Origin of the sequence: Arcicella rosea (assembly GCF_014204325.1) — a bacterium.
Classification (GTDB): Bacteria; Bacteroidota; Bacteroidia; order Cytophagales; family Spirosomataceae; genus Arcicella; species Arcicella rosea_A.
Window position 1 is genome coordinate 1 of sequence record NZ_JACHKT010000009.1, and the last position, 25,399, is coordinate 25,399.

A 25,399-nucleotide genomic window follows, 5' to 3' on the forward strand; every position below is an offset into this window, starting at 1 on the left:
CTAAAATCTTATGTAGTTGTATTTGCATATCTTATATGTTTTGAATACAAAAATATACATTAAAAGTCATCAGCCTAATTTAAGGATTGAGCCTATTTCTATACAATTGGCACTTCTGTTGATTAGATCTTGTGACAAATAATGCCCCTTTTTCAATTAAATCATCATAAGTTTTACGAGCTGAAATTGCTGCTAAAAATGTTTTGTCAGGCAAGGATAATTGGAAATACAATCAATAGATTTATCATTTTTGTACAATTTATTTTATTCGTTAATTAACATAGCATGAGTATTTTTTAATAAAAAAGACTTCTGCATTTATTAAATTTGTATTTGAAAATGAGAAGAGATAATTGCTTTTTTCATTTTGGAGTTTGAATATTTTTATTCAAACTAAGCTTCTACCAAGATATCTTCTTAGCTTTCCTAAACCATTTATTCCTTAAAAGGGTGTAAGTACTTTTTCTCTTTAAAATAACGAATTAATAAATAAACAGAGAATGACTAAGTTTGAAGAAGACGATGTAAAGCTGTGGATAAGGTTCAGGGAAGGCGATAATGATGCATTTACTGTCATTTATAATACTTATTTTAAACCCTTGTTTCACTACGGTTATCATATTGCTAAAGATGAAAATCTTGTAAAAGATTGTATTCATAATCTTTTTGTTGAGCTTTGGAATAGTCGCTCAAACTTATCAGATACTACTTCTATTAAATTTTATTTATTGCGTGTGATGAGAAGGAAAGTATATAGAGTACTTCAAAAGGAGGGAAATTATTCTGATTTTTTGCCTGATATGGAAACAATTGATATTGTTTTCTCGCCGGAACTTGAGCTAATTTCAAAACAAACTGAAGAAAGACAAAATAATGCTTTGCAAAATGCCATCAATCAATTATCGAATCGCCAAAAAGAAGCTATTACCTTATTGTATATAGAAGGACTATCCTATGCAGAAATTTCAGAAATTATGATGTTGAAAGTACGGAGTGTGTATAATTTAATACATACCGCTTTAGAAAGTCTTCGTAAGTATCTAAAACAGCCTGGAATATGGCTTTTTTTAAGTTTTTTAACCCACTGAATCATCTTCTCCAGATAAGCTTCATTACGAATAGTATAAATTTTTAAAAAAAAGTCAAATTTGATAGGTAAAAAGCTTTAGTAGTTTCCATTGCTCTTTTAGATATGGATAAGTTTTGAAATTATCCTGCTACAAAAATAAATGGAATGAGAGACTACAAGCATTTTTCAACAATTGATTTTATCGCCGATCAGGATTTTATTAATTGGGTAAAATATCCAACTCCAGAAAATATGACTTTCTGGGAAAGTTGGTTATCTGAAAATCCTGATAAAGCCACTATGGTAGCCATTGCTCGTGAGGTAGTAAATGGTTGGCAGCATCATACACCAAACCCAAGTCCAGAAGCAATTTCTGAAGTTTGGGGAAAAATCCAACATGATATTTCAGGCAATCAGCACCGTCCACTGATAAAATTGTTAAATATGCCATACATCCGCTATGCGGCAATATTAGTATGTGCCTTAATAGCTACGTCAGTTTATTTCTTGATTTATAGTCAATTTAACACCAGCCAATATAGTACACTCGAAGGCGAAACTCGTAAAGTAGCCTTACCAGATGGTTCGTTGGTGGTGCTAAATGCAAATTCTTCAATTGAGTTTTCTAAAGATTGGGAAAAAGACCAAGCTCGTGAAGTCTTCCTTAAAGGCGAAGCTTACTTTTCTATCATACACCAAAAAAACCATCAAAAATTTATTGTCAATACCCCAGAGCATCTTCAAGTTGAAGTATTGGGTACTGTATTTACGGTTTCTGAAAAAGTAAATGGTACAAGAGTAGTATTGAATTCTGGAAAAATTAAATTACATCTGAATGATAAGGCTCAAAGTTCATTGTTGATGCATCCCGGAGAATTAGTAGAAGTATCAAAGGATCTTAGCAATAAAGTTATGAAGCGAAAAGTGGTGGCAGAAGAATATAGTGAATGGAAAGATAGCGAGTTTTTATTCGATAATTCATCATTAGAAATTGTGGCTCGGACTATTGAAAATAACTTCAACTATAAAGTAAAGTTTGCAAATGATTCATTAAAAGAAAGAAGAATAACCCTAAGACTTCCTAAAAAGAATCTAGATTTATTATTGCTTGCCATTGGAGAGATGCACGATTTGAAAATTGAGAAACATAACAACAAAATTTTAATCAGTAACCGTCAACGTTAAAATATTATTATTTAATCTAATCATGAAATTTAATACTGAAAGCTAATGAAGAAACAATTACTTAAAGACAGGGCACTCCGCTCAAAATGGTTGTTGATTTTACTTTGTGTGGTAATATCACGAAATACTTCAGGTCAATTGCTGGCATCAAATCGTTTAGGCCAGACTCAACAAAGTAAGAAATCGACATTGTTGGTAAAAGAAGCCTTAAAAGACCTTGAAACAAAATACAAAGTAACCTTTGGCTATGCTTCTGATTTACTTGATAATGTTTATGTACCTTCTGAAAAATGGCTACAAAGCAAGGATGTAAAAATAGCTTTAAAGAATATTCTTTCTCCATTGAATCTAACTTATTTTCAAGCCTCAAAAAATGTTTATATTATTAAGGCTGTGAAAACTACTACTTCAAAAAATGAGGTATCTAATAGTTTAGATGATTCGAAAAGTGATGAATCTAAAACTGGAAATGCTGTAAACGAATCGCTAAGAGATTTTAAAGTAAATACAATTACATTTCCAGTAAAAGGAAAAATATTAGACGAAAAAGGAGAGACTGTTCCTGGCGTAAGTGTCTTATTAAAAGGCACTGGTATTGGTACAGCTACCAATGGAAACGGAGAGTTTACTTTAAATATCCCTGATGGTAATGGCACTTTAGTAATTACTCATATTGGTTATATCAAACAGGAAATAGCTGTAAGTAATCGTTCATTGATAGAAATCACTTTAGAAGTAGATACCAAATTATTAGGTGAAGTAGTGGTGGTTGGTTATGGAACACAAGAAAAGAAAGATGTAACTGGTGCGATTTCAGCTGTAAAAGGCTCTGATATTCAGAATCTTCCTTCGGGTGGAGCACAACAAGCTCTACAAGGAAGAATGGCTGGGGTAAATGTTGTTAGAAACGGTGGAGCACCCGGCAATGCAGGTTCAATTAAAATTAGAGGTTTGGGTACTGTGAATAATGCTGACCCTTTAATTGTTATTGACGGTGTTCCTGCTGGAAGTATGAATGATATCAATCCAAATGATATTGAATCAATGGATGTATTGAAAGATGCCTCTGCTTCAGCGATTTATGGGACTCGTGCTGCGAATGGCGTTATTTTAATTACAACCAAAAGAGGAAGATTCGACGAGAAAATGAAATTGACTGTGAATAGTTATTATGGAGTTTCTAATAGACTAAAAACTATTGCAGTATTGAATGCTGGAGATTACGCAAGTTTAAAACGAGAAGCTTATAAAAATGATAAAATAGATATACCTGCCATTTGGAATGATACCCAGTACCAAACACAAAAAACTAATTGGCAAAACGAAATACTTAATCAAGGAATCACAAAAAACCTTGATGTTTCATTAAGAGGCGGAGGAAAGTATTCATCATTTGTAATTTCTGGTGGACATTACGACGAACAAGGTATTATCGGAAAATCATATTACGAACGTTATTCATTCAGAATCAATTCTGACCATAAAATCAGCGATCGGTTAAAGATTGGGCAAAACTTACAATTCACTAACACACACGATAATGCTCCCAATACACTTTCTGCCCAGGATGGATTGCTATGGACTGCCATTAGGTTCCATCCTGGTTTACCAGTGAAAAATGCGGACGGTACTTATAGCAGTACAAAAGACAAAGGTGCTTTTGGGGACATCAACAATCCTATTTATACTATTGATATGCAAGATAAAGACAATGCTCGCAATCGTATTTTAGGAAGTGTGACAGGCGAATTTGAGATTTTATCAGGCTTAAAAATAAGAGCCAATTTAGCAATGGACGCTACTTTTACCGATTCAAGAAATTTTGAAGTGAAAATAGAAGACCAGTTTAGAGCAACACAGTGGAATCAGCTTACTTTGAAGAATGATAAGTATTGGGCTTTCTTACAAGAGTATTTCTTGTCTTATGACAAACGCTTTAAAGAGCATTCTATTGGTTTAGTGGGTGGTTATACATCTCAAACTTTTAATGATTTGTATTCTGCCAATGCAGGAAGAGATTTTGCCAGTGAAGACCCAGAATTACGCTATTTACGTTACGCAAGTACAATTGTTTCTCTGGGTGATGCTAATGGTGGTCGTAGTTATGATGCACTTCAATCGTATTTTGTACGTGCCAATTATTCATTCAAAGATAGATATTTATTAACAGCTACTTTTCGTTCAGATGGCTCTTCAAAATTTGCTCCTGATAAAAGATGGGGCTACTTCCCTGCTTTCTCTTTAGGTTGGAGAGTTTCGGATGAACCTTTCTTTAAAAATGTTACTTCTGTAATTAACAACTTAAAAGTAACTGGTGGTTGGGGGCAATTGGGTAATCAAAATGTAAACTCTTTACAATATTTGGCTTTGATTAACTCTACTTATCGTTATTCTTTTGGAGACCAAAATACTTCTGCTTCAGCACAAGGAAGATTGCCGAACCCAAATATCGGTTGGGAAACGGCTGAAATGACCAACTTTGGTTTGGATATGGGGCTTTTACAGAACCGTTTTTTAGCAACTATCAATTATTTTATTAAAGATACCAAAAACATGCTTTTGGCTCCGCCAGCCGTAGGCACTTTGGGTCGTGCATCTATCCCTGATCAAAATGTTGGACAATTGCGTAATCAAGGTTTAGAATTAGAACTGACTTATCAGCAAAAATTTGGTGATTTATCGCTGTCTTTAAGTGGTAATGCCACATTCATTCAAAACAAGATTACGCAGTTGCTAACGCCTGGTAGTTTCTTGGGTGGGCAAACCTATGGTAGAACTGACCAAGAAATTACACGCACTTATGAAGGAAACGCTTATGGAACTTTCTATGGTTGGAAAACTAATGGACTTTATCAAAACCAAGGAGAAATTGATGCTGATGCAGGTATTGCTAAAGATTCTCGTAAAGCTCAAGGACAAATTGTTCCAGGGGATGTTCGCTTTGTAGATTTGAATGGTGATGGAGTAATTGATAATAAAGACAGAACCATTATCGGTAATCCACAGCCAAAAGTTACTTATGGCTTTAATACTAATTTAGGCTATAAAGGCTTTGATCTTACCCTTTTCTTCTTGGGCGTTGGTGGTGTTGATATTTACAATGCCGACAGAATGCAAGGTTTGGATGCAAGCTATTCATTTAATATGTATGCAGAAAATTTAGGTAGATGGAATGGGTCTGGTACAAGTAATATTATCCCAAGAGTAAGTGCAACAAACCCTAACAAAAACTATCGTACATCTGATTTATTTGTAGAAAAAGGTGATTTCTTGAGATTGAAAAATATTACTTTGGGTTATACTGTTCCTAAAAATATTACAGATAAATTTAAACTATCAACAACAAGAGTTTATATCACTGGACAAAACGTTTTTACCATCACCAAATATTCGGGTTTAAATCCAGAGGTTGGTTTTGCTGAAGGGAATCGCACTGCTGGACAATATCCACAGCAGAATGTTGATTATGCTCAATATCCATTAGCTCGTACATTCACTGTTGGAGCTACTATTTCCTTCTAAATTTTTGTTCACTAATAATCAATTGAACTCATGAAAAAATATTATATATTAACCACATTGGTTTTCTTATTGACTTTCAGTAGCTGTCAAGATAATCTCTTAGAATCCACTCCTTACGGACAAACTGCCTCTGATAAGTTTTGGAGAAACTCAGATGATGTCATCGCCGCAACCAACGCCATTTATTCACCTTTATTAGATGAAGATGGCTTCGCTCATACTGAGTTTACATTTGATAATTCATCTGATGATATGAATCGTGCTGGCGACCATCCAGATGAAACTTCTCTTGAATTATTTACTTTCGATGCTACCAATTCACACATTGGTGCTACTTGGTCAACAAAATATGAAGTAATCTCAAGAGCAAATGCCGTTTTGATTAATGCACCAAAAGTAAACATGGATGAAGCACTTCGTCGCCGTTGTATGGGTGAAGCTTACTTTTTGCGGGGCTATGTATATTGGCGTTTGTCAGTCATCTTCGGAGAAGTTCCTGTGTTAGTAGAAGCAGATGCCCAAACAGGGAATTTCAACAAAGCAAAAAGTACTTTTGCAGAAGTACAAGCTCAGGTGGAATCTGACTTCTTGAAAGCTGCTGAATTATTGCCTGTTTCTTATGATGCAGAAAATGCTGGTAGAGTAACTCAAGGTGCTGCCAATGGCTTTCTTACAAAACTTTATGTTTATCAACAGGCTTGGGATAAAGCCATTGCCGCTGGTACAAAAGTAATCGGTAATAATGCTTATAAACTTGTGAGTAATTACGGTGAGAATTTCCGTTCGGATACAGAAAATAATTCAGAAGCACTTTTCTCTTTACAATATAAAACAGGATGGACAACTGATAACTCTCCTGCATTTTACCACACACCGGGTGCTTGGGGTGGTTGGGGCTTTCATGAACCTATCGAAGATTTAGTAAATGAGTTCGAAAGTAATGACCCACGTAGAGCATATTCAATTTTTAGTGAAGGGGATAAAATTGACCGTAAAGGAAATGGCATTACCGAATTTACCGCAAATTTAACACGTATTACTGGTCATGCTTTCAGAAAATATACAGATTTTACTACTACTGGCGATATGGATCAAGGCTTGAATACGCCACTTTTAAGATCAGCAGATGTATATTTATTGGTAGCTGAAGCTAAAATTCGTTCTGGAAAGAATGGTGATGCAGAAATCAATGCAGTTCGTAAAAGAGTAAATTTAGCTTCACTAAGTAATGCAACGATGAAAAATATCATGCATGAAAGAAGAGTAGAGTTGGCAGGTGAAAACGAGCGTCATCAAGATTTAATGCGTTGGGATAAAGCTGGTTTGCTTGATATTGTGGCACATTATAAAATAGATAGAGGTCCTTTTAAAAGACCAAGAACTTTTATAAAACCTAAACACTATTATTATCCTTTACCTCAACGTGAAATTGATTTAAGTAATGGTGTTTTAAAGCAAAATGCCAATTATTAAATTTTTATTTGTTAGTTAGATATGGCAAATCACATGGATTTGTCATATCTTTTATGAGCTTTTTTAGGATGTGACAAGCTTATATTATGATTGCAGTCGCTTATTCTGTCAGTGAAGGAGCTAATAGTATAAATGCAGTCGCCTATCCCGTCAGTGCTGGAGCTAATAGTATAAATGCAGTCGCTCGTCCCGTCAGTGCAGGAGGTAATAGTATAAATGCAGTCGCTCGTCCCGTCAGTGCAGGAGGTAATAGTATAAATGCAGTCGCTTATCCCGTCAGTGCAGGAACGAATAGTATAAATGGAGTAGCTTATCCCGTCAGTGCAGGAACGGATAGTATAAATGGAGTAGCTCATATTACAATTGCAGGAGCTTATATATAGAGTCTGTTCCCCAATCATGTAAAAATGAAATTTTAGAGAGAGAGAGCAACTGTAAAATAAATAGTCAGCTCATAATTATCATCATTTTATAAAAACAAATGAATAAGTTTATTCCTATCTTTATTTTACTCTTATGTGCTTGTAAATCAAGGACTGAAAAGAATCAAGAAAACATCATTGGTGCTTGGAAAACCGATACCGTATATCATTATACCAATGGTTTTGTACAAGTAATTCCTGTGACAGATTCTGATGAAAATATTGAATATAACTATGATAAAGCTGGGAATTTGACCATGAAAAAGGATGGAGAAAAAAGAACCATTCGTTATGAATTAATTTCTGAAGATTCTTTGGCTTATTTTGATAAAGGGAATCGTATGCTTACAGGTTTTCAGATTGTATCGCTCAATAAAAATCAATTAGTTTTAAAGAAAAATCAACCGCCTGTTTTTTCTGGAAAAAACCAAGTAATTTACGATATTCGTCATTTTTCTCATCCTAAAGCTCAGAAGTAAATTTGCTTTTAGTGAATATGCAAAATAAATTTTTACTGATCTTCATAAGTTTTCTGATGTTTACTTGTAAAAGTAAGTCGCCAGAAGATAGTCCCAACGATGCTCTTTTTGAATTAATGTCTGCTGAACAAACAGGGATTCATTTTGCCAATCAATTAAAAGAAGACGAAAAGCTTAATATTGTTACTTTTGAATACTTCTATAATGGTGGAGGTGTAGCATTGGGGGACATCAATAATGATGGTTTGGTGGATGTTTTTTTAGGGGGAAATATGGTGAATAGTCGGCTATATTTGAATCGCTCAGAAAAAGGAAAATCGGACTTAAAATTTGAGGATATTACTGAAAAAGCGGGTATAAATACAGCCGATGGTTGGGCTACTGGGATTGCGATGGTGGATATTAATGAAGATGGATTGTTGGATATTTACGTGTGTAGGGCAGGCCCACATCAAGCTGCAAAGCGAAGCAATCTATTATACATCAATCAAGGAAACAGTACTTTTAAAGAACAAGCCAAGCAATATGGTTTGGGAGATACCACTCACACCACTCAAGCCGCATTTTTTGATTATGACAAAGACGGCGACCTTGATGTGTATCTATTAACCAATGTGATTGATAGAGTTGGCCCTAATATTATTCACAACAAAATTAATGATGGTACTGCACAAAGTACTGATAGGTTGTACAGAAACAATGGAAAAAATGCTTTAGGGCAAATTACTTTTACTGATGTTTCAAAACAAGCAGGTATTCTTGCCGAAGGTTACGGTTTGGGTATTTCTGTGGTGGATGTTAATCAAGATGGCTGGTCGGATGTATATGTTTCTAATGATTATCTTTCCAACGACCACCTATATATCAATCAACACAATGGCTCTTTCGTAGATGAGATTTCAACATACTTTCGTCACCAAAGTTATTCCGCAATGGGCAACGATGCCGCCGATATTGATAATGACGGTTTGGTTGATTTTGTTACGGTGGATATGCTACCAGAAGACCCCGTAAGGCGAAAAAACATGAGTGGTTTGATGAATTACGAGCGTCACCTTTCAGAATTACGCAATGGATATTTCCCACAATTCATGCGAAATACCCTCCAACACAATAATGGAATTAATCCAGAAAAAGGCAAAAATACTTTCAGCGAAATTGGTAGAATGGCGGGTATTCATCGGACAGATTGGAGTTGGTCTGCTTTATTGGCCGATTACGACAATGATGGTTTCAGAGATTTAATGATTACAAATGGTTTTCCAAAAGATATTACCAATCGTGATTTTGTGGCTTATCGTATGGGACAATACCAAAAGGGAAGTGCTGATAATAAAGATTTACTAAAGACTTTGAATACCATTCAAGGAGCAAAGCTAAGTAATTATTTATACCAAAATAATCATGGGAATCTTACCTTTAGCAACCAGACAAAACAATGGGGTTTTAATAAAACTTCTTTTTCTAATGGAGCAGCCTACGCAGATTTAGACAATGACGGTGATTTAGATTTAGTGATTAATAACATTGACGAAAAAGCTTTTGTTTATAGAAATAGGAGTAATCAAATAGCCCAAAATCATTTTTTGAGAGTACAACTAAAAGGAGACAAGTCGAACCCTTACGGATTCGGCACAAAAGTCTCTATATTTTATGAGGGTAAACAACAGATGATAGAACACTCGCCTTATCGAGGCTACTTATCGTCTGTTGAAAATACCCTTCATTTTGGTTTAGGTAAAACTCAGAGAATTGATTCGATGTGTATTACTTGGGCAAATCAGAAAGTACAAGTATTGAAAGAAATTCAAGTAGATACTCTTTTAAAAATTAATGAAAAAGATGCTTTTATAAAAAACAAAAAGCCTGATAAAATCTCAGAAAGACTTTTTACAGAAGTTTCTCAAAAACTCAATATTCATTATCGACATACAGACGAGTTATATATTGACTTCAAAATTCAGCCTTTGTTGCCACATTTACTTTCACAAAATGGGCCGGGTATTAGCGTTGGTGATATAAATGGAGATGATAGAGAAGATTTTTTTGTAGGCGGTGCTTTTAATCATTCTGGAGTATTTTTTCTTCAAGGAAGTGATAATAAATTTACTCCAAAGACATTAGAGACAGCTACAAAATATCAAGAAGATTTAGGGACTTTATTGTTTGATGCAGACGGCGATGGGGATTTAGATTTGTATATCGTCAGTGGAAGTAACGAATTTGAGGCGAATTCAAAATATCTTCGTGACCGTCTTTATAAAAATGATGGAAAAGGGAATTTTACTTTAGATGTAAATGCTTTACCCAACATTGCTTCTAGTGGTTCAACAGTAAATGCGGCAGATTTTGACCGTGATGGAGATTTAGATTTATTTGTGGGCGGATACTTGTCTGCTGGTCAATATCCATTAGCTACCAATAGCTATATTTTAGAAAATAATGCGGGAAACTTTAGAGATATTAGCAAAAAAGTATGCCCAGATTTGACAGAACTGGGTATGGTAAAATCAGCTTTATGGACAGATTTTGACCAAGATGGTTGGGTAGATTTACTTGTACTTGGCGAATGGATGCCTATTACTTTCTTCAGAAATGAACATGGGAAATTCAAAAATGTTAGTGAGCATACAGGACTAAAATATACAAGTGCTTGGTGGAATAGTGTAGTGGCTGGTGATTTTGATAAAGATGGAGATATAGATTATGTTGCTGGAAATTTAGGATTAAATCATGAGTGGAAGACTTCTGCTGAAAAACCTCTGACGATTTTTGCCAATGATTTTGACCAAAATGGAAGCATTGACCCTGTGATGGCCCAATATGAAGGAGAAACGTTATTTCCTGTTCATCCTCGTGACGAAATGACAAGCCAAATGACTTATTTACGGAAAAAAGTACCCAGTTATGATGAATATGCCCATGCAAGTATGGCTACACTTTTTACCGAAGAAGAACTCAAAAAAGCTTATCAAGCAAAAGCCGAAACCTTCCAAAGTATTTATCTTGAAAATGTAGGGAAAGGACAGTTCAAAAGTCATTCTTTGCCAATCTTGGCTCAAACAGCTCCTGTTTTTGGCATGAATGTGCAAGATTTTGATGATGATGGCAATTTGGATGTATTATTAATCGGTAATTCATTGTCCACCGAATCAACCACTGGGCGGTACGATGCTTTCAACGGATTGTTGTTAAAAGGAAATGGGAGAGGGGCATTCTCACCAATTTCTACTGCAAAAAGTGGCTTTTATGTAGCAGGTGATGGCAAAGGAATGGCGAATCTTTTATTATCGAACAAGCAAACTTTGATACTTTCCACACAAAATAACGATGTGTTGAAAGCTCATTTACTTCATTCTTCAAATGCTACAAAGTATTTCAAACCTGCTGCTAACGACAGCTATGCCATGATATATTTGGCTGATGGAAAGCAAATTAGACACGAATTTCAATATGGATCCTCTTACTTGTCTCATTCTTCAAGAGCTTTAGCATTGCCCAAAAAATGTATAAAAATCGTTGTATTTGATTTTGTAGGGAAAAGTAAGGTTTTAAGTTGGAAATGATTTAGCATCTTAATATTCTTAACTCACCCAAACACCAATCGTTATAGAAAAAGGAGCTAAATGCGATGGTAGGATACTGTAAATAAGACTAAAGGAACAAAGAGCGTCCCAACGGCAATGCCTTGTAAGATATAAGGCAACAAAATATCACTATGAGTTGATAAAAAATCTTGAAAGTATATTTTCAGATGTTCATCAGTATTCGCTTTTTCCGACTGAAATTTTAAATCGCTAAGTTAGTCCAATGAGATGTGATAATATTATCTTGGATTATTCCCTTTACTTCGCCATTAATGAAATGTCTTTTTTGTGAAACAAGGCTAAAAGAACTAAAAAGGGAAACAAGAATAATGATTGATAGTTTTTTATTTGGGTTTAAGGTTTAACATCCGAGGCTGGTCTCCTTCCCAGACTCAGAAACAATATGCTAAATTGAGATTAGATGAAATTGGCTTGGAAAGTTCGAATGGAATATAAGTACCATGAACATTAGCCACTTTTCCTTTTTCTTCAAAACCTTTTCTTTGGCAGAGGCTAAAGTATTATTCAATTAATTTTAATAAGTTATACCTAAGAGTTTCTTTTTCGTTCTCAGTCATTCTATCATTGTGTTCTAAAAGTTTTAGAGCCAATTTTCGGATAGTATTATTAAACCACTTTTCATTTTTCTTTTTATCTACAGATAAAATAATTTCTAACCATTCTGATGATAGATAGTCTTGCCAGTCAGTAAGAAGTTTGATTTTATCTTTATTGATGTCGGTAATACTTTCAATTGTTAAGGTGTCATTTTCTACTTTCCGATATTCTTTATTCCAAGCCAATAGCGTTTTAAATCCAACCTGGGGTCTTGGGCTTCTATCAGGGAAAGGTAATTTTTCAGTAATAGTATTAATATAAAAACCTGTTGCGACTGTTACTTTTTCTTTACCTCTTTTAATAAAAATAACCCATTCATACGGTGAAACTTGTTGAATACTTGAGCCGGGTATTGTATCGTCTTTCGTTGATTTTAATTCTACGGATTCGAAATAAATATTAATACCATCAGTAATCTTTAAGTATAAATCTGGGTTTGTATAAAATGATTTTTTAGATTCACTAATTCGCTTTTTTTGTTCAAAAGTTAGTTGTTCTGGTAATAAGACATCAATGATTTTGTATTTCTTTAGACTCTCTATATCAATCAAATGCTCCTCTGTATCAATTTTTATTATTAAATGCTTTAATTTACTTTCTAAAATATCACAATGAGTTGATAAAAAATCATGAAAGTATATTTTCAGATGTTCATCAGTATTTGCTTCTTCTGACTGAAATTTTAAATCGCTAAGTCTATTAGGGGAATGATTCAATATGTTTTCAATGGTGTAGAAATAGACCATTAAAAAAGAGTTCAGTAAACTTTCTTTAGGAGTGAAAATCATTATCGTATTTAGTTTTTATTTTGAGATTTAAAATAGAAATCCCAGTTAGATTCTATTTTTTTTGCGATATGATATGCCAACAGTGGAGGAACTGCATTTCCTACTAATTTATATCCGATTGAAGGGCTTAATGCAAACTTCGTTTTTTTATCATTTAATGGGATAACAAAATTAAAATCATCTGGGAATGTCTGAATTCTTGCACACTCTCTTAAAGTAAGCCTTCTTTCTTTATATCCTTTTTCTAATTCTTCAATTTTATTTCCTCCATTTTCAATATTAAGCCTTCTGTACTCGATATTACCGTGGTGTTCTGACCGAATTGTTGGTGCAAGTTTATCTAATTCAATTTCTTTTTGTCCTTGACAATGAATACCCATGAATTTTGCTTTTGAGTAGTAGCTTTGTGATAAATCAGAAGTTTCCTCTGGTTCTTTTAAATCTAATAACACCTCTTTACTTTTTGTAAATGTTGTCATTAAATGCTCAACAGATGAGTAGTGAATTTCTCCATTTAATCTGTGGGTCGCTATTGGGTATGGATTGTATTTTTCTGAAATGTCTTTTTTTGATAATTCTTCTAAAGCTTCTTTAGTTAATGCAGACTTTTTGAAGCCAATAAAAATAATTCTTTCTCTTGATTGTGGTACTCCGTACTGTCCAGCGTGCAAAATTTTAGGTGATAGCACTAAATAACCATCACCATTAATGTTGGAAAAGTCAGATTGAATAATTTCTTTAACTTCTCCTAAGTTTGCTAATCCTTTTACATTTTCAGCAATAAAAATGTTGGGCAAAGTAATCTCAATAACTTCTTTCATCCACATATAAAGTTTTCCTCTCGTTTCTTCGGTTGGAATGTCTTTGTTGATAATGTGTCCATTATGGTCTTTATGAGAATCAAAACCTTTTCTTTTACCAGATACACTAAAATCTTGACAAGGGAAACCGCCTGTAACAATTTCTACTTTTTCTGGAAATACGTTTTTGTTCCCACTTCTATATTCTTTTACAATATCTACAATACTGGCAACTTTAAAAGTGTCAGCGATGTCATATCCTCGTTTTTTAGAAAAATAATCACTCCATGCTACTTTGGCATGTTCACTTATATCATTAGCAAATTTTGTTTCAAAAAATGTTTCTTTTAAATAATAGTAATTGGTGTCCTCTTTTTGAATCCAGTCTTTGTGAATAGCTGTATTTATTGTTGCTTTTGGAATTTTAAATCCCCCTTCAAAGCCTATATCCATTCCACCACAACCAGAAAAGAGAGATAATAAGTTTTTTTTCATTGTTTATGCTCTAAAGTATTTCACTTTCGATTTTGCAATCATTAATATTTTACTAGACAAAATTAATCCAATTGCTTCAATTGTGAAATGTTTTATAGAATTGATAATGAGGCTTTTCAAAAACAGTACTGGCTTTAAGTTAACCAGCACCAGTTTTCTATTTTTTCTTACTCCACCACAATCTCATCCACAAACAACCAAGGCTTATCGCCTGCACCAGTTGAATTGGCTGGAATTGTACCGAATGATGGTGCGATAATTTTCAGGTATTTTACACTTTTATTGAATGATACTTGTACTTGTGTAACGCCTTCTTTGGTCGGAACAGCCACTTTTTGTTGGGCAATCTGTTCATAATTTACACCATCGTTTGAACCAAAAATTTGTACTTCCGAAGGAATCCAAATCCAGCTTGAAGGTTTATGAAAGAAACGGAAAGTAGCCTTTTGAATGTCGGTGATTTTGCCGAAATCTATCGTTCCTTCAAAATCTAAACCATTCCAACCTAACCATTCTTCATCGCCAAATCTACTTTCTCCTCCAAACATTCCGTTGGTCAAGGCTTTTACGCCACCACGATTATAACGCTGGTCTGGTGCAGTTTTTAAGCTCATCAAATGCCCTGTTGCTTTATTATAAGTAATCGTTCTTGTGATTTCGTCAACCAATTTTCCTTTCATTACCGTAGCCGCTTTTACTGTGCTACTTTTACGAATAGCGATTGGCGAAGAATATTTGGCAGACTGTAAAGTCGGACTTGTGCCGTCTAAAGTATAATAAATCGGAGCGTCGCCATTATCACAACTAAGAGCCAACTGAATCGTATTGTCTGCCGAAGTGGGCATACTCGTTTTGATTTCAAAGAAATGTTTGGCATAATTTATCTGACGATAATCCATTCGATTTAAATAGCTACTCAAGCGATTTAAAAAATCATTATAATTTCTGGATTCTTTTGTTGACCAATCTACTTCCGCTAAAGCTACTGCTCTCGGAAAAGTCATGTATTCCACGTGCGAGCCAACGGGTACTTGTTCTGTCCAAAGGTTTGCTTGTCCACCCAAAATATACTTCTCTTCTTCTTTCGTCAATCCTTCTGGAATGGGTTCAAAACTGTAAATTTTCGGTAAATTAACAAAACCACCAAAAGCTAAAGGTTCGTTCGGGTCTTCGGATTGATAATAATCTAAATAACAATGCGAAGTAGGGGAAATGATGGCATGGTGTTTCATTTTTGCAGCCGTTCCACCACTTTCAATACTTCTCCAAGCCATTACAGTAGCGTTGGGAGCTAAACCACCATCCAAAATTTCATCCCAACCAATAATTTGTCTGCCTTTTTGATTAACATGTTGCTCGATACTTTTAATAAAATCACTTTGTAATTCATCAATACTTTTCAAGCCTTTTTCTTTCATTCTTTTTTGGCAGTTTGGACATTTGTGCCAAGCCGTTTTCGAGGCTTCGTCCCCGCCAATATGAATGTATTTGCTCGGAAAAATCTCCATTACTTCGTCTAAAATATCATTCACAAAAGCAATAGATTCATCTTTCGGACAAAATTCTCCTTGAAACAATAATTGTTTTCCTGTGCTATCTAAACAAGCAAATTGCGGATAAGCCACCAAAGCAGCGTTTGAATGTGCAGGAACATCAATTTCTGGAATAATCGTGATGAATCTTTCAGCAGCATATTTTACGATGTCTCGCATTTCAGCTTGTGAATAAAAACCTTCGTTAGTTGGCCATTGAGGCGATTTTGCGGTGTGTAATAAAGGATATTTTTTACTTTCAAAACGAAAAGCTTGTCCGTCGGTAAGATGCCAATGAAAACGGTTAAGTTTTAATGCTGCCAATTCATCCAAGTACTTTTTGATAAAATCTACAGGCATAAAATGTCGAGAAACATCCAACATGATACCTCTGTAGGGAAATCTCGGAGCATCCTCAATCGTCAAAGCAGGAATTTTTGTGTCTATATTTTTCGCAAACGTACTTTGTTCAATTTCAGCAGGCAATAATTGTAAAATACTTTGTACAGCATAAAATACGCCCGAAGGATTGGCAGCTTTGATACTAACTTTTGAAGGAGAAATTTTTAAAGAATAAGCTTCTGGATTTGTAAAATTTTTATCCAATTCAACCACAATACAATTTGCTTTAGTGATTTTTGTTTGAAAGCTTAGATTGATACCTGCTGATTTTTGTAACTTTTCTTTGAGAGGCTTTAAAGCATTTTTTGTTTCAGTATTGTTAGTAAGGTCGATAATTTTTGTTTCTTTGTTGATAAGAAAAAAACCATGTTCTACACTAAGATGCTTTGGTAAAGGAATAATGTTGATTTGTTGTTGTGCGAATACTTTGCCAAGCGAACAAAGACAAACGAGTAAAAGAATAATACGTTTCATTTTAAATTGGATTGAAGTATTTTAAGATTGATACTTGTGGATAATAAAAAGATAAAAGTGCAAATGTAAAAAAAATACTTATTACAGTATGTCAGCATTAAAATAAATGGCTTCTGAGGATAATCTTTAATTAATGAAGATAGAATTGTATTTTTGTAAACATTATTTTAATTAATTCCTTTTGAAAACAGACACTTTACATATTTTACCGAAAGTGAAATTCATTTCTCCATATTTTGATGCTAAGAAAATCACTCAGTATCAATTGAGTATTGCATTGTCGGAGACATCTTTTCATTACTGGGTGAAAGATTCTGCTGATAATTCACTGCTTGCTTTAGAGAGTTACGAATTGCCCGTTGAATCACATTATCATTCGATAGTAGCAAATTTAGAAATCATTTTTGCAGAACATGATTATTTGAAATCTTTGAAATGGAAAAATGTTTATATTTCAATTGATAATCATTCGTTTACATTGTTGCCTTTGGCACTATTTAGAAAAGAATACACGAGTAAGTATTTACAATTGGCAAAAGGACAAATAATTGAAGCGGAGGAAGAAGTAAGAGTAAAAACACATGCTGATTTAGGCATTATCAATATTTACAGCAGCGAACGACAATTGTTCAATTGGTTTGAAGAAGTTTATCCACTTTTAGACATAGAGTATCAACATTTTGCTAGTCAGTTGATTGATTTTGCAGTTCGTTCTAGTAAAGCACAAACGGCTTTTCTACATTTTGGAAAAGATAGTTTTACGATGGTGATTTCGATTAATGGTACGTTGAAGTTTTGTAATCGTTTTCATTATAAAACCTCTGAAGATTTAGTTTACTATGTACTTTTTGTAATGAGTGAACTAGAAATTGAGCCAGACGAGATATTTATTAGATTGTATGGAAATGTTGATGCTGAATCGGTTGATTATTTATTGCTAAATCAGTACTTGCCTAAAGTGAAAATTGGAGATATAATTCATGAAAATCTGTTAGAAAATCAAATAGCAGAACATCGTTATATTGGGATATTTAGTGTTGAGTTTTAAGTATTAACAATTCAGCATTTGTCATTAGAAAAATAATAACAAACAAGATCGTGCAGAAAAAAATCGCTTTCTTTCCTGGTTCATTTGATCCTTTCACGAAAGGACATGAAGATATTGTTGTAAGAGCATTATCATTGTTTGATGAGATTATCATCGGAATTGGACATAATAGCAGTAAAGCTCGCTATTTCCCAATTGAAAAAATGATTACTTGGATAGAAGAAACTTTTGAAGGAAAACCCGTAAAAGTTGTTGCTTATAATAATCTTACAGCGAATATAGCAGTAGAAATGGGTGCTAATTTTTTGTTAAGAGGACTTAGAAATACAACAGATTTTGAATATGAAAACTCTATTGCACAAGTAAATCGCTTTTTGGTGGATGGTTTAGAAACCGTTTTTCTAATTACTTCTCCACATTTAGCACCCATTAGTTCAACTATTATTCGTGATTTATATCGCTACGGAACCAATATTGATACTTTTTTGCCTTATAATATCAATACTTAGTAGGAGTAGGTTTTGCAAGGTTGAGATTTAGCACTGCTTTATCGCTGATACAAGTGCTATTCAATTCATAATAAGTCGTGATTTTAGATAAAAGGTTAATCAATTGCTCAAGTTGTTCACTACCGATAACGTCTGTAAAAGTCATTTCTATTTTTTGTGTACACTCTTTCCAGTCGAGCATCGTATTCACACCTTTATCACTAAGTTTTACAATTAGTGTTCTGGCATCGTTTGGATGTTTTTCTATTGTTACATAGCCTTCGTCTTGTAATTCTTTTACCAGCTTACTCATAGCTTGTTTTGTAACACCTGCTAAATGAGCTAAATTGTTGATATTAGAACCTTCTAAATCAATATGAATTAGGGCAACCATGTGTCCTACTCTAAAATTAGTATATCCTTTTGCCTGTAAAAATTCACTGGCAATCTCACGAACAAATCTTTGTGTTTTAGAAACTAATCGACCGATATGGCGGTCTTTATCTTGTTTTAAAAGATAGAGTTCTGATAATTTATCCTCATTCATGGCTTTCTAAGCAACACGATTTTTAATGTGTTGTTGGTTTTTTTATATGTCTTTATTACTGTTTGTATGTATTTGAGAAAATTAAAACTACTAAATTTTATACAAAGATAACATAAAAAAAATAATTGTCAATATGCTTGACTAATTTAGTAAACTTAGTTTACCTTTGTGCCATCAAAAGATTGCACTACTCGATTTAATGAGTATTTTACTGAATAGAATCAAATTATTCAACGACTTAATTAATCATTATTACCTTAAAAAAATATCAAAAGCATGGAAACTAAGAATCCCATCAAAACCTATCTTCCTAGAATAATACTATTTTGTGTTTTAGCGGTAGGTTTATATTTAGGTTATACCAAATATCAATATGCACAAGCACATGAAGATACAGACAACGCACAAGTAGAAACTTATTTTGTGCCAGTATTGCCAAGAATGGCAGGTTATGTAAAGGCTGTCAATGTAAAAGATTATGATGTAGTGAAAAAAGGTGAATTAATCTTAGAGATTGATTCAGACGAAGCAAAATTGGCTTTAGACGAAATGGAAGCAGATTTATTACAAGCACAGACAGACGTTGAAAATGCGAAAGCAAATATTTCAAATTTGTCGATGACGATTAAATCAAACGAAGCGAATCTGAAAGCAAATTATTTACGCAAAGAAAAAGCTAGAAAAGATGCAGATCGTGATGCAGCTTTGGTTTCTGAAAATGCCATTACTCGTAAACAAGGCGATGATAGTAAATCAGCTTATGAAGTATTATCAGCACAATATGATGCAGGTTTAGCTGATATTTCAGCAACAAAATCAAGAATGCCAATTTTACAAGCAGCTTTGCATAAATCAGAAGCTACTTTGGCAATAAAAAGAGTGAAAATTGAACAGCAGAAATTGAAACTTACTTATTCAAAAGTACATGCACCAAGTTCTGGAAGAATCGGGAAGAAAAGTGTTGAAGCTGGGCAATTTATTCAAGCTGGACAACCTTTGATGACTATCGTTCAAGATTCTACTTACTGGGTAGTAGCGAACTTCAAAGAAACACAAGTAAGCCGTTTGAAAATAGGTGGTGAAGCAGAATTAAAATTAGATGCTTATCCGAACAGAATTTTAAAAGGAAGAATCATTTCAATTTCAGAATCTACTGGAGCAAAAACATCTTTATTACCTCCTGACAACGCTTCTGGCAACTTCGTGAAAGTAACACAACGTGTCCCTGTTAAAATTGAAATCCTTGATTTAGCACAAAATAAAGATATTCTTAGAGCTGGTCTTTCATTAGAAGTAAGTGTTGATGTAAAATAATGAGTGATGGAGTGAATTGTGATTGAGTGAGTTAGTGAATTGTGAGTTAGTGAATTTAATAATAAGTCATTCAAAGTCAATCACTAAATCACTCATTCACTAACTCACAACTAACTAACTCACAACTAACAGACTCACAACTAAAAAAAGAGACATGGCTGCTAAAACAGGATTTGCAAAATATATAATCGTTATCACGACGGTTACGGCAGCAATCATGGAATTGCTCGATACCACCATCGTGAACGTGGCACTCAATCAAATGGCGGGTTCTTTGGGCTCAACGATTGAAGATGTTGCTTGGGTGATTACTTCTTATGCCATTGCCAACGTAATCATCATTCCCATGACGGGATTTTTAGGAGAGTACTTCGGTAGAAAAACCTATTATCTTACTTCAATGGTACTTTTTGGAGTAGCTTCCTATTTCTGTGGTGCTTCAGACGGATTATGGGAATTAGTTTTCTGGCGTTTTATCCAAGGAATTGGTGGAGGAGCCTTACTTTCAACTTCGCAAGCAATTTTATTTGATGCCTTCGACCCAAAAGATAGAGGAATTGCCTCTGGACTTTTTGGGATGGGAATCGTATTAGGCCCAACGTTAGGCCCAGCTTTAGGTGGTTATATTCTTGAAACGTATAATTGGTCACAAATTTTTTATGTAAATATTCCGATTTGTGCACTTGCTACGGTTTTAACATTGATTTACATTGATAGAAAAGAAGGGGAAGGCGAACGGAAACAGGAAATTAAAATTGATTATATCGGAATTTTACTCCTTATTATCGGTATCGGTGCATTGCAATTTGTATTAGAAAAAGGGGAATCGGAAGACTGGTTTGAATCAAGAATGATTGTTACCGTTAGTTTGATGGCAGCAATTGGTATCATCGGTTTTATTTGGCATGAACTTCACACCGAACATCCAGTAGTGAATTTAAGCATTTTTAAACATCGAATTTTTGCTTTTTCTACGATGTTTAATTTAGTCTCTGGTTTAGGTTTGTTTACTTCTGCTTTTGTGTATCCCGTTTTGGTACAAAGAGTAAACGGTTTTACGCCACTCGAAGCTGGGGTTTCATTAGTCGCTCCAACGATGGCAGCCGTCATTCTTTTCCCGATAATTGGTAAAAGAATGGGAGCAGGTGCTTCGCCGATTCCTTTTATGATTGCAGGAATTTGCTTTTTCATTTTCTTTGGTTTTTACAGTGGAACAGCAACGCCAGATATGGGCAAATGGGATTTTTTCCCGATGCAAATTTGTAGAACCATCGGTATTTCATTATTACAATTACCACTCATCAATCAAGCTGTAGCAGGGTTAAAGCCGAAAGAATATCCAGCGGGAATTGCACTTTCGAATATGATTCGTCAATTAGGTGGTGCTTTTGGTATTGCTTTGGCAAACAACTTCGCAACGAATCGTGCAGCGCAACATCGTTCAGATTTAATGGCGAATATGAGTACCGATAATCCACTTTTTAATGAAAGAGTAGCGAATGCCACTAAAAATATGATAGCCTCGACAGGCGATACCTTCAATGCGGCAACAATGGCTTATAAACAATTAGAAGCTGCGGTAGCTCGTCAAGCGTACTTTTTGGCATATTTAGATACTTTTAGATTGATTTCCATCTTCTTTATTTGTTTACTTCCTTTTGTGTTTTTACTAAGAACCAAGAAAGTATCACCTGAAGAAGCTGCTGCTATGGCAAAAGCCGCTGCGGAAAGCCATTAATTGGAGTGAGGAGTTTGGATTGCGGAGTGAGGAGTATTTTTTTTAATTTTTCTATCATGGACTTGATTAATTTTTCAAACAATGAAAATCAACAATAATTATATCGCTTCGTTTTTACTTTTTGCCGAAATATTGGTTGGGCAAGCAGTAAAAGCACAAGAAAAAACCGATGAGACGCTCAAGCAATTGGTACGTTCAGCCATCGAATACGCTCCCAAAATCAAGGAACAGCAGCAAATGGTTAACATTGGTGATTATCGTACCAAAGTACAAGAATCGGCATTGAAACCTCAAATTCAATCTGAAATAGGAGTAACCAGAATCGACCCAGTTGCAAAAGCTAATTTTGGCACAACCAGTTTACAATTTCAACCGAATATGAATTACAATGCCAACATCGGTGCAAATTATGTATTGTACGATTGGGGTAAACAAAATATCAATATCGAAAAATCTAAATTAGAGACTGAGCTTTCTAAAACGGGCGTTGAAGGCTTGAAGAATATTTATGCTTACCAAGTAGCCAATTTGTACTACGGAATTATTTACACGCAAAAAGCGATTGAAGTACAAAAAGAGCAACTGAAATTGGTAGAAGATAATGGTAAAATTATTGGTGACAGATTGAAACAAGGAGATGCTTTGGATTATGACCAAGTAACGATTCAGGTAAGATATAAAAATGCTGAAACCCGTTTAACAGATTTACAAAGTCAATTAGAACGTCAGTACATTTATCTTTCTTCACTCATCGGGAAAGATGCCCACGGAGTAATTCCAAACAATGCAGATTTCAATTTGGGGCTAGTGGCACTTAGTACAGAAGAAGCTTTCAATCAAGCTCAAAACAGTAATTTTGATTTAAAAACGTTGAAAGACAGAGATTTAATTGCTGAACGTGAAGTAAAAATCGCTAAAATGGGTTCTGCACCTTATATCGCAGCGAATGCTTCTTTAGGTTTACGAAATGGTTATTTACCAAGAATTAACGGAGAAATTCCTCCAATTTCTGATGATTTTAAATTCGGAAGTACAGTAGGTGTAAAATTGACAATTCCTGTGTATTCAGGGAATAGAACGGCTCATCAAACTGAAATTGCAAGACTGAATCGTGAAATGTTGAAATATTCTGCCGAAGTAACAAATCAGAACTTAAAGCGTGATTTAGATGCAGCTCAAAACGATTATAACACTGCAAAAAGTAAATTAGAGTTATCTGAACGCAATGTTTTTCAAGCACAATACGCCTTGAAATTAGCCAATGCACGTTTTAAAAATGGCGTAATTACCAATGTGGAAATTGAAGCTTCACAGACTGCTTTAAGAGAAACTCAACTTACTCAACTACAATATCAGTATCAAATGTCGATTGCTCAATTAGAACTTAATCGTTTGACGGGAATCAAATTTTGGTAAATAATTTGAGACTGACTATCTTGTTTAGTCAGTCTCAAATTCAATGAAGAAAAATCTACTTTTTACTTTATTTAAGCCAAAGCTTCACTTGGGCCAAAGAATTCATAATGTAATTGAGATGCAGGAATATTCGCTGCTTCCAATATTTTTTTGACACTTTTCATAAAACCAACAGGTCCACAGAAGTAATATTCAGCATATAAAGTTGATAATTTTTCTTTCAAAATATCAATCGTCAAAAAGCCCGAAAATTGTTCAATTCCATCAGCAACATCAGTACTCAAAGGCTCATCGTACAAGCTGATAGTTTTTAGCGTAGTTTTTTTACTAGCTAATTGCTGACTTTTTGCTTTGAAAGCGTGTACAGACGAATTTTTCGCACATTGTACAAAAAGTACTTCGTTTTCAGCAAAATGGAAAAGTTCCATATACATACTCATTAATGGCGTAATACCTACTCCGCCCGCAATTAATACGATTGGCTTTTCAGTTTTTGCCAATACAAATTCACCAGCAGGAATACCTAATTTCACGGTATCGCCAACCACTAAATGGTCATGAAGATAGTTTGAAACTACTCCATCAGGATTTCCATTTTCTCTTTTTACCGAAATTCTCAAAGTATTTTGCGTTGGGCAACCCGACAAACTATAATTTCTAGTATGCAAATGTTCAACCTCTGGCATTTGCACACTTACTGCTACGTACTGTCCGCCTTTAAAACTTGGTATTTCCGAACCATCAACAGGTTTGAAGTAAAACGAAGTAATGATGCTACTTTCAGCTTCTTTTTTAGTGATTACAAAGTCTTTTTGTCCTCTAAAACCACCTTTTTTAGCTTCGGCATTCTGGTATAATTGTTCTTCTTTTGTGATAAAAAGTGAGGCTAAATCTCCATAAGCTTCTGCCCATGCATCCATAATTTCTGGTGTTGCGGCGTCTTGCAATACTTCTTTAATAGCTGCCAATAAGTTTGCTCCAACAAGCTGATACATCGCTGGCGTAATACTCAAGCTACTATGTTTTTGGGTGATTTGTTCTACCGCTGTACTTAAAACAGCTAAATTATCAATGTTTGCAGCGTAAGCATAAACGGCATTGGCTAAGGCTCTCGACTGTGTACCATGTGACTGATGCGTCATATTAAAGACATTTTTTAGTTCTGGATGGTTTTGAAGTAAAAGCTGATAAAACACTTTGGTAATGTTTTCTCCGTGAATAGCTAATACTGGTGCTGTTGATTTTACGATTTCAATTGTTTTTTGACTTGCCATGATGGATTTGAGTTAATTTTTTAAAATTATATTAAATGAAGAATAAAAGACCTTTATATCTTTTGTATGAAAATGAGATATTAAATTAAGGTTTTAGATTCATGAAATATTAAGCTTGATTTTGTGTTGAGGTTAAAAAAGTAAGTCCAGAAGTAAGTCCAGTGGCTAGTTCTTCTAAGCTTGTACTTTCCAACAATTTCGTAATATCATTTCTGATTTTAGCGAATTGATTATGAAGAGGACAGGGGTTTTTAGCCGAGCAATTTTTAAGTCCGAGTCCACAACTGATAAAAATATTATCGCCATCAACAGCTTTCACGATAGCTGAAAGCTTTGTTGTACGCATTTTCTCAGGTTGAATTTCAAAACCACCGTTAGGGCCTTTGATAGAATCTAACAAATGGTTTTTTGAAAGTACTTGTAAAATTTTAGCTGTAAAAGCCTCTGGCGAAGCGATTTCATGAGCAATTTCTTTTATCCCAACTCTTTTATTTTCAAGAGATTGAGAGGCGATATAAATGCTCGCTTTAATGGCGTACTCACAAGTTTTTGAAAACATAATAAAAATATTTCTGCAAATATAGTAACGAAACAATAAAAGACAAAAATATCTTTTATTGTTTTTAATATTTATATTTTTTCCTAATTTTGATTTGAGTGAAAGGGTTTTAAAACACAAATCCCTTTAGTTTATTGAGGCTAAAGGGATTTTATTTATGGGTAAATTT

Annotated in this window: 18 protein-coding genes; 12 read left to right on the forward strand and 6 right to left on the reverse strand. The window is 34.3% G+C overall.

Translation table 11 applies throughout. The annotated features are described in order from the left end of the window. The first annotated feature begins 500 nt into the window (after nucleotides 1–500). The 7 genes from HNP25_RS07695 to HNP25_RS07725 all read left to right on the forward strand — a co-directional run bounded on the left by HNP25_RS07695 (nucleotide 501) and on the right by HNP25_RS07725 (nucleotide 11,716). Nucleotides 501–1,088 (forward strand): RNA polymerase sigma factor, encoded by a 588-nt coding sequence (locus tag HNP25_RS07695; RefSeq protein WP_184132848.1) that lies wholly within the window; start codon nucleotides 501–503, stop codon nucleotides 1,086–1,088. A gap of 146 nt (nucleotides 1,089–1,234) precedes the next feature. Then, nucleotides 1,235–2,254 (forward strand): FecR family protein, encoded by a 1,020-nt coding sequence (locus HNP25_RS07700; RefSeq protein WP_184132851.1) that lies wholly within the window; start codon nucleotides 1,235–1,237, stop codon nucleotides 2,252–2,254. Nucleotides 2,255–2,299: 45 nt separating this feature from the next. Continuing rightward, a complete protein-coding gene (locus tag HNP25_RS07705) occupies nucleotides 2,300–5,776 on the forward strand; it encodes a SusC/RagA family TonB-linked outer membrane protein (RefSeq protein WP_184132854.1) in 3,477 nt (1,158 codons plus the stop codon). A 30-nt stretch (nucleotides 5,777–5,806) separates the two neighbouring features. Continuing rightward, nucleotides 5,807–7,249 carry a RagB/SusD family nutrient uptake outer membrane protein gene (locus HNP25_RS07710; protein WP_184132857.1) on the forward strand — a complete coding sequence of 481 codons (1,443 nt, stop codon included), beginning with the start codon at nucleotides 5,807–5,809 and terminating at the stop codon, nucleotides 7,247–7,249. 86 nt (nucleotides 7,250–7,335) lie between these two features. After that, the gene (locus HNP25_RS07715; RefSeq protein ID WP_184132860.1) at nucleotides 7,336–7,632 is read left to right on the forward strand and encodes a hypothetical protein; all 297 of its coding nucleotides are present in this window, start codon (nucleotides 7,336–7,338) and stop codon (nucleotides 7,630–7,632) included. A 98-nt stretch (nucleotides 7,633–7,730) separates the two neighbouring features. Then, the gene (locus tag HNP25_RS07720; protein WP_184132863.1) at nucleotides 7,731–8,150 is read left to right on the forward strand and encodes a hypothetical protein; all 420 of its coding nucleotides are present in this window, start codon (nucleotides 7,731–7,733) and stop codon (nucleotides 8,148–8,150) included. Between the two features lie 56 nt (nucleotides 8,151–8,206). After that, entirely contained in the window at nucleotides 8,207–11,716 is a 3,510-nt protein-coding gene (locus HNP25_RS07725; protein ID WP_229202817.1) for a VCBS repeat-containing protein, read from the forward strand. A 542-nt stretch (nucleotides 11,717–12,258) separates the two neighbouring features. Here HNP25_RS07725 and HNP25_RS07730 read toward each other — a convergent pair. The 3 genes from HNP25_RS07730 to HNP25_RS07740 form a co-directional block, all read right to left on the reverse strand. Then, nucleotides 12,259–13,143 (reverse strand): hypothetical protein, encoded by an 885-nt coding sequence (locus tag HNP25_RS07730; RefSeq protein WP_184132869.1) that lies wholly within the window; start codon nucleotides 13,141–13,143, stop codon nucleotides 12,259–12,261. An 8-nt stretch (nucleotides 13,144–13,151) separates the two neighbouring features. Further along, a complete protein-coding gene (locus HNP25_RS07735) occupies nucleotides 13,152–14,438 on the reverse strand; it encodes a DNA cytosine methyltransferase (protein ID WP_184132872.1) in 1,287 nt (428 codons plus the stop codon). A 167-nt stretch (nucleotides 14,439–14,605) separates the two neighbouring features. After that, the gene (locus HNP25_RS07740; protein WP_184132875.1) at nucleotides 14,606–16,846 is read right to left on the reverse strand and encodes a glycoside hydrolase family 20 protein; all 2,241 of its coding nucleotides are present in this window, start codon (nucleotides 16,844–16,846) and stop codon (nucleotides 14,606–14,608) included. Nucleotides 16,847–17,027: 181 nt separating this feature from the next. Here HNP25_RS07740 and HNP25_RS07745 point away from each other — a divergent pair, with 181 nt between their 5' ends. Beyond that, nucleotides 17,028–17,894 carry a DUF3822 family protein gene (locus HNP25_RS07745; protein WP_184132879.1) on the forward strand — a complete coding sequence of 289 codons (867 nt, stop codon included), beginning with the start codon at nucleotides 17,028–17,030 and terminating at the stop codon, nucleotides 17,892–17,894. A 50-nt stretch (nucleotides 17,895–17,944) separates the two neighbouring features. Continuing rightward, complete coding sequence (gene coaD / locus HNP25_RS07750) at nucleotides 17,945–18,403, forward strand: pantetheine-phosphate adenylyltransferase (protein WP_184132882.1); 459 nt, start codon at nucleotides 17,945–17,947, stop codon at nucleotides 18,401–18,403. Here coaD and HNP25_RS07755 read toward each other — a convergent pair. Next, complete coding sequence (locus tag HNP25_RS07755) at nucleotides 18,393–18,929, reverse strand: MarR family winged helix-turn-helix transcriptional regulator (protein ID WP_184132885.1); 537 nt, start codon at nucleotides 18,927–18,929, stop codon at nucleotides 18,393–18,395. The genes coaD and HNP25_RS07755 overlap by 11 nt on opposite strands. Before the next feature lie 276 nt (nucleotides 18,930–19,205). Between HNP25_RS07755 and HNP25_RS07760 the strand changes: the two genes are divergently transcribed. From HNP25_RS07760 to HNP25_RS07770, 3 genes are all read left to right on the forward strand, one after another. Continuing rightward, nucleotides 19,206–20,243, forward strand: a complete 1,038-nt coding sequence (locus HNP25_RS07760) for an HlyD family secretion protein (RefSeq protein WP_184132888.1) — start codon at nucleotides 19,206–19,208, stop codon at nucleotides 20,241–20,243. A 154-nt stretch (nucleotides 20,244–20,397) separates the two neighbouring features. Beyond that, complete coding sequence (locus HNP25_RS07765) at nucleotides 20,398–21,981, forward strand: DHA2 family efflux MFS transporter permease subunit (protein ID WP_184132891.1); 1,584 nt, start codon at nucleotides 20,398–20,400, stop codon at nucleotides 21,979–21,981. Nucleotides 21,982–22,062: 81 nt separating this feature from the next. Beyond that, nucleotides 22,063–23,397: a TolC family protein gene (locus HNP25_RS07770; protein ID WP_184132894.1), complete on the forward strand. Its 1,335-nt coding sequence runs from the start codon at nucleotides 22,063–22,065 to the stop codon at nucleotides 23,395–23,397. 71 nt (nucleotides 23,398–23,468) lie between these two features. Here HNP25_RS07770 and hmpA read toward each other — a convergent pair whose 3' ends face one another. Further along, nucleotides 23,469–24,671 (reverse strand): NO-inducible flavohemoprotein, encoded by a 1,203-nt coding sequence (gene hmpA / locus HNP25_RS07775; RefSeq protein WP_184132897.1) that lies wholly within the window; start codon nucleotides 24,669–24,671, stop codon nucleotides 23,469–23,471. A gap of 109 nt (nucleotides 24,672–24,780) precedes the next feature. Further along, nucleotides 24,781–25,230: an RrF2 family transcriptional regulator gene (locus HNP25_RS07780; protein WP_184132900.1), complete on the reverse strand. Its 450-nt coding sequence runs from the start codon at nucleotides 25,228–25,230 to the stop codon at nucleotides 24,781–24,783. Nucleotides 25,231–25,399 lie beyond the last annotated feature (169 nt).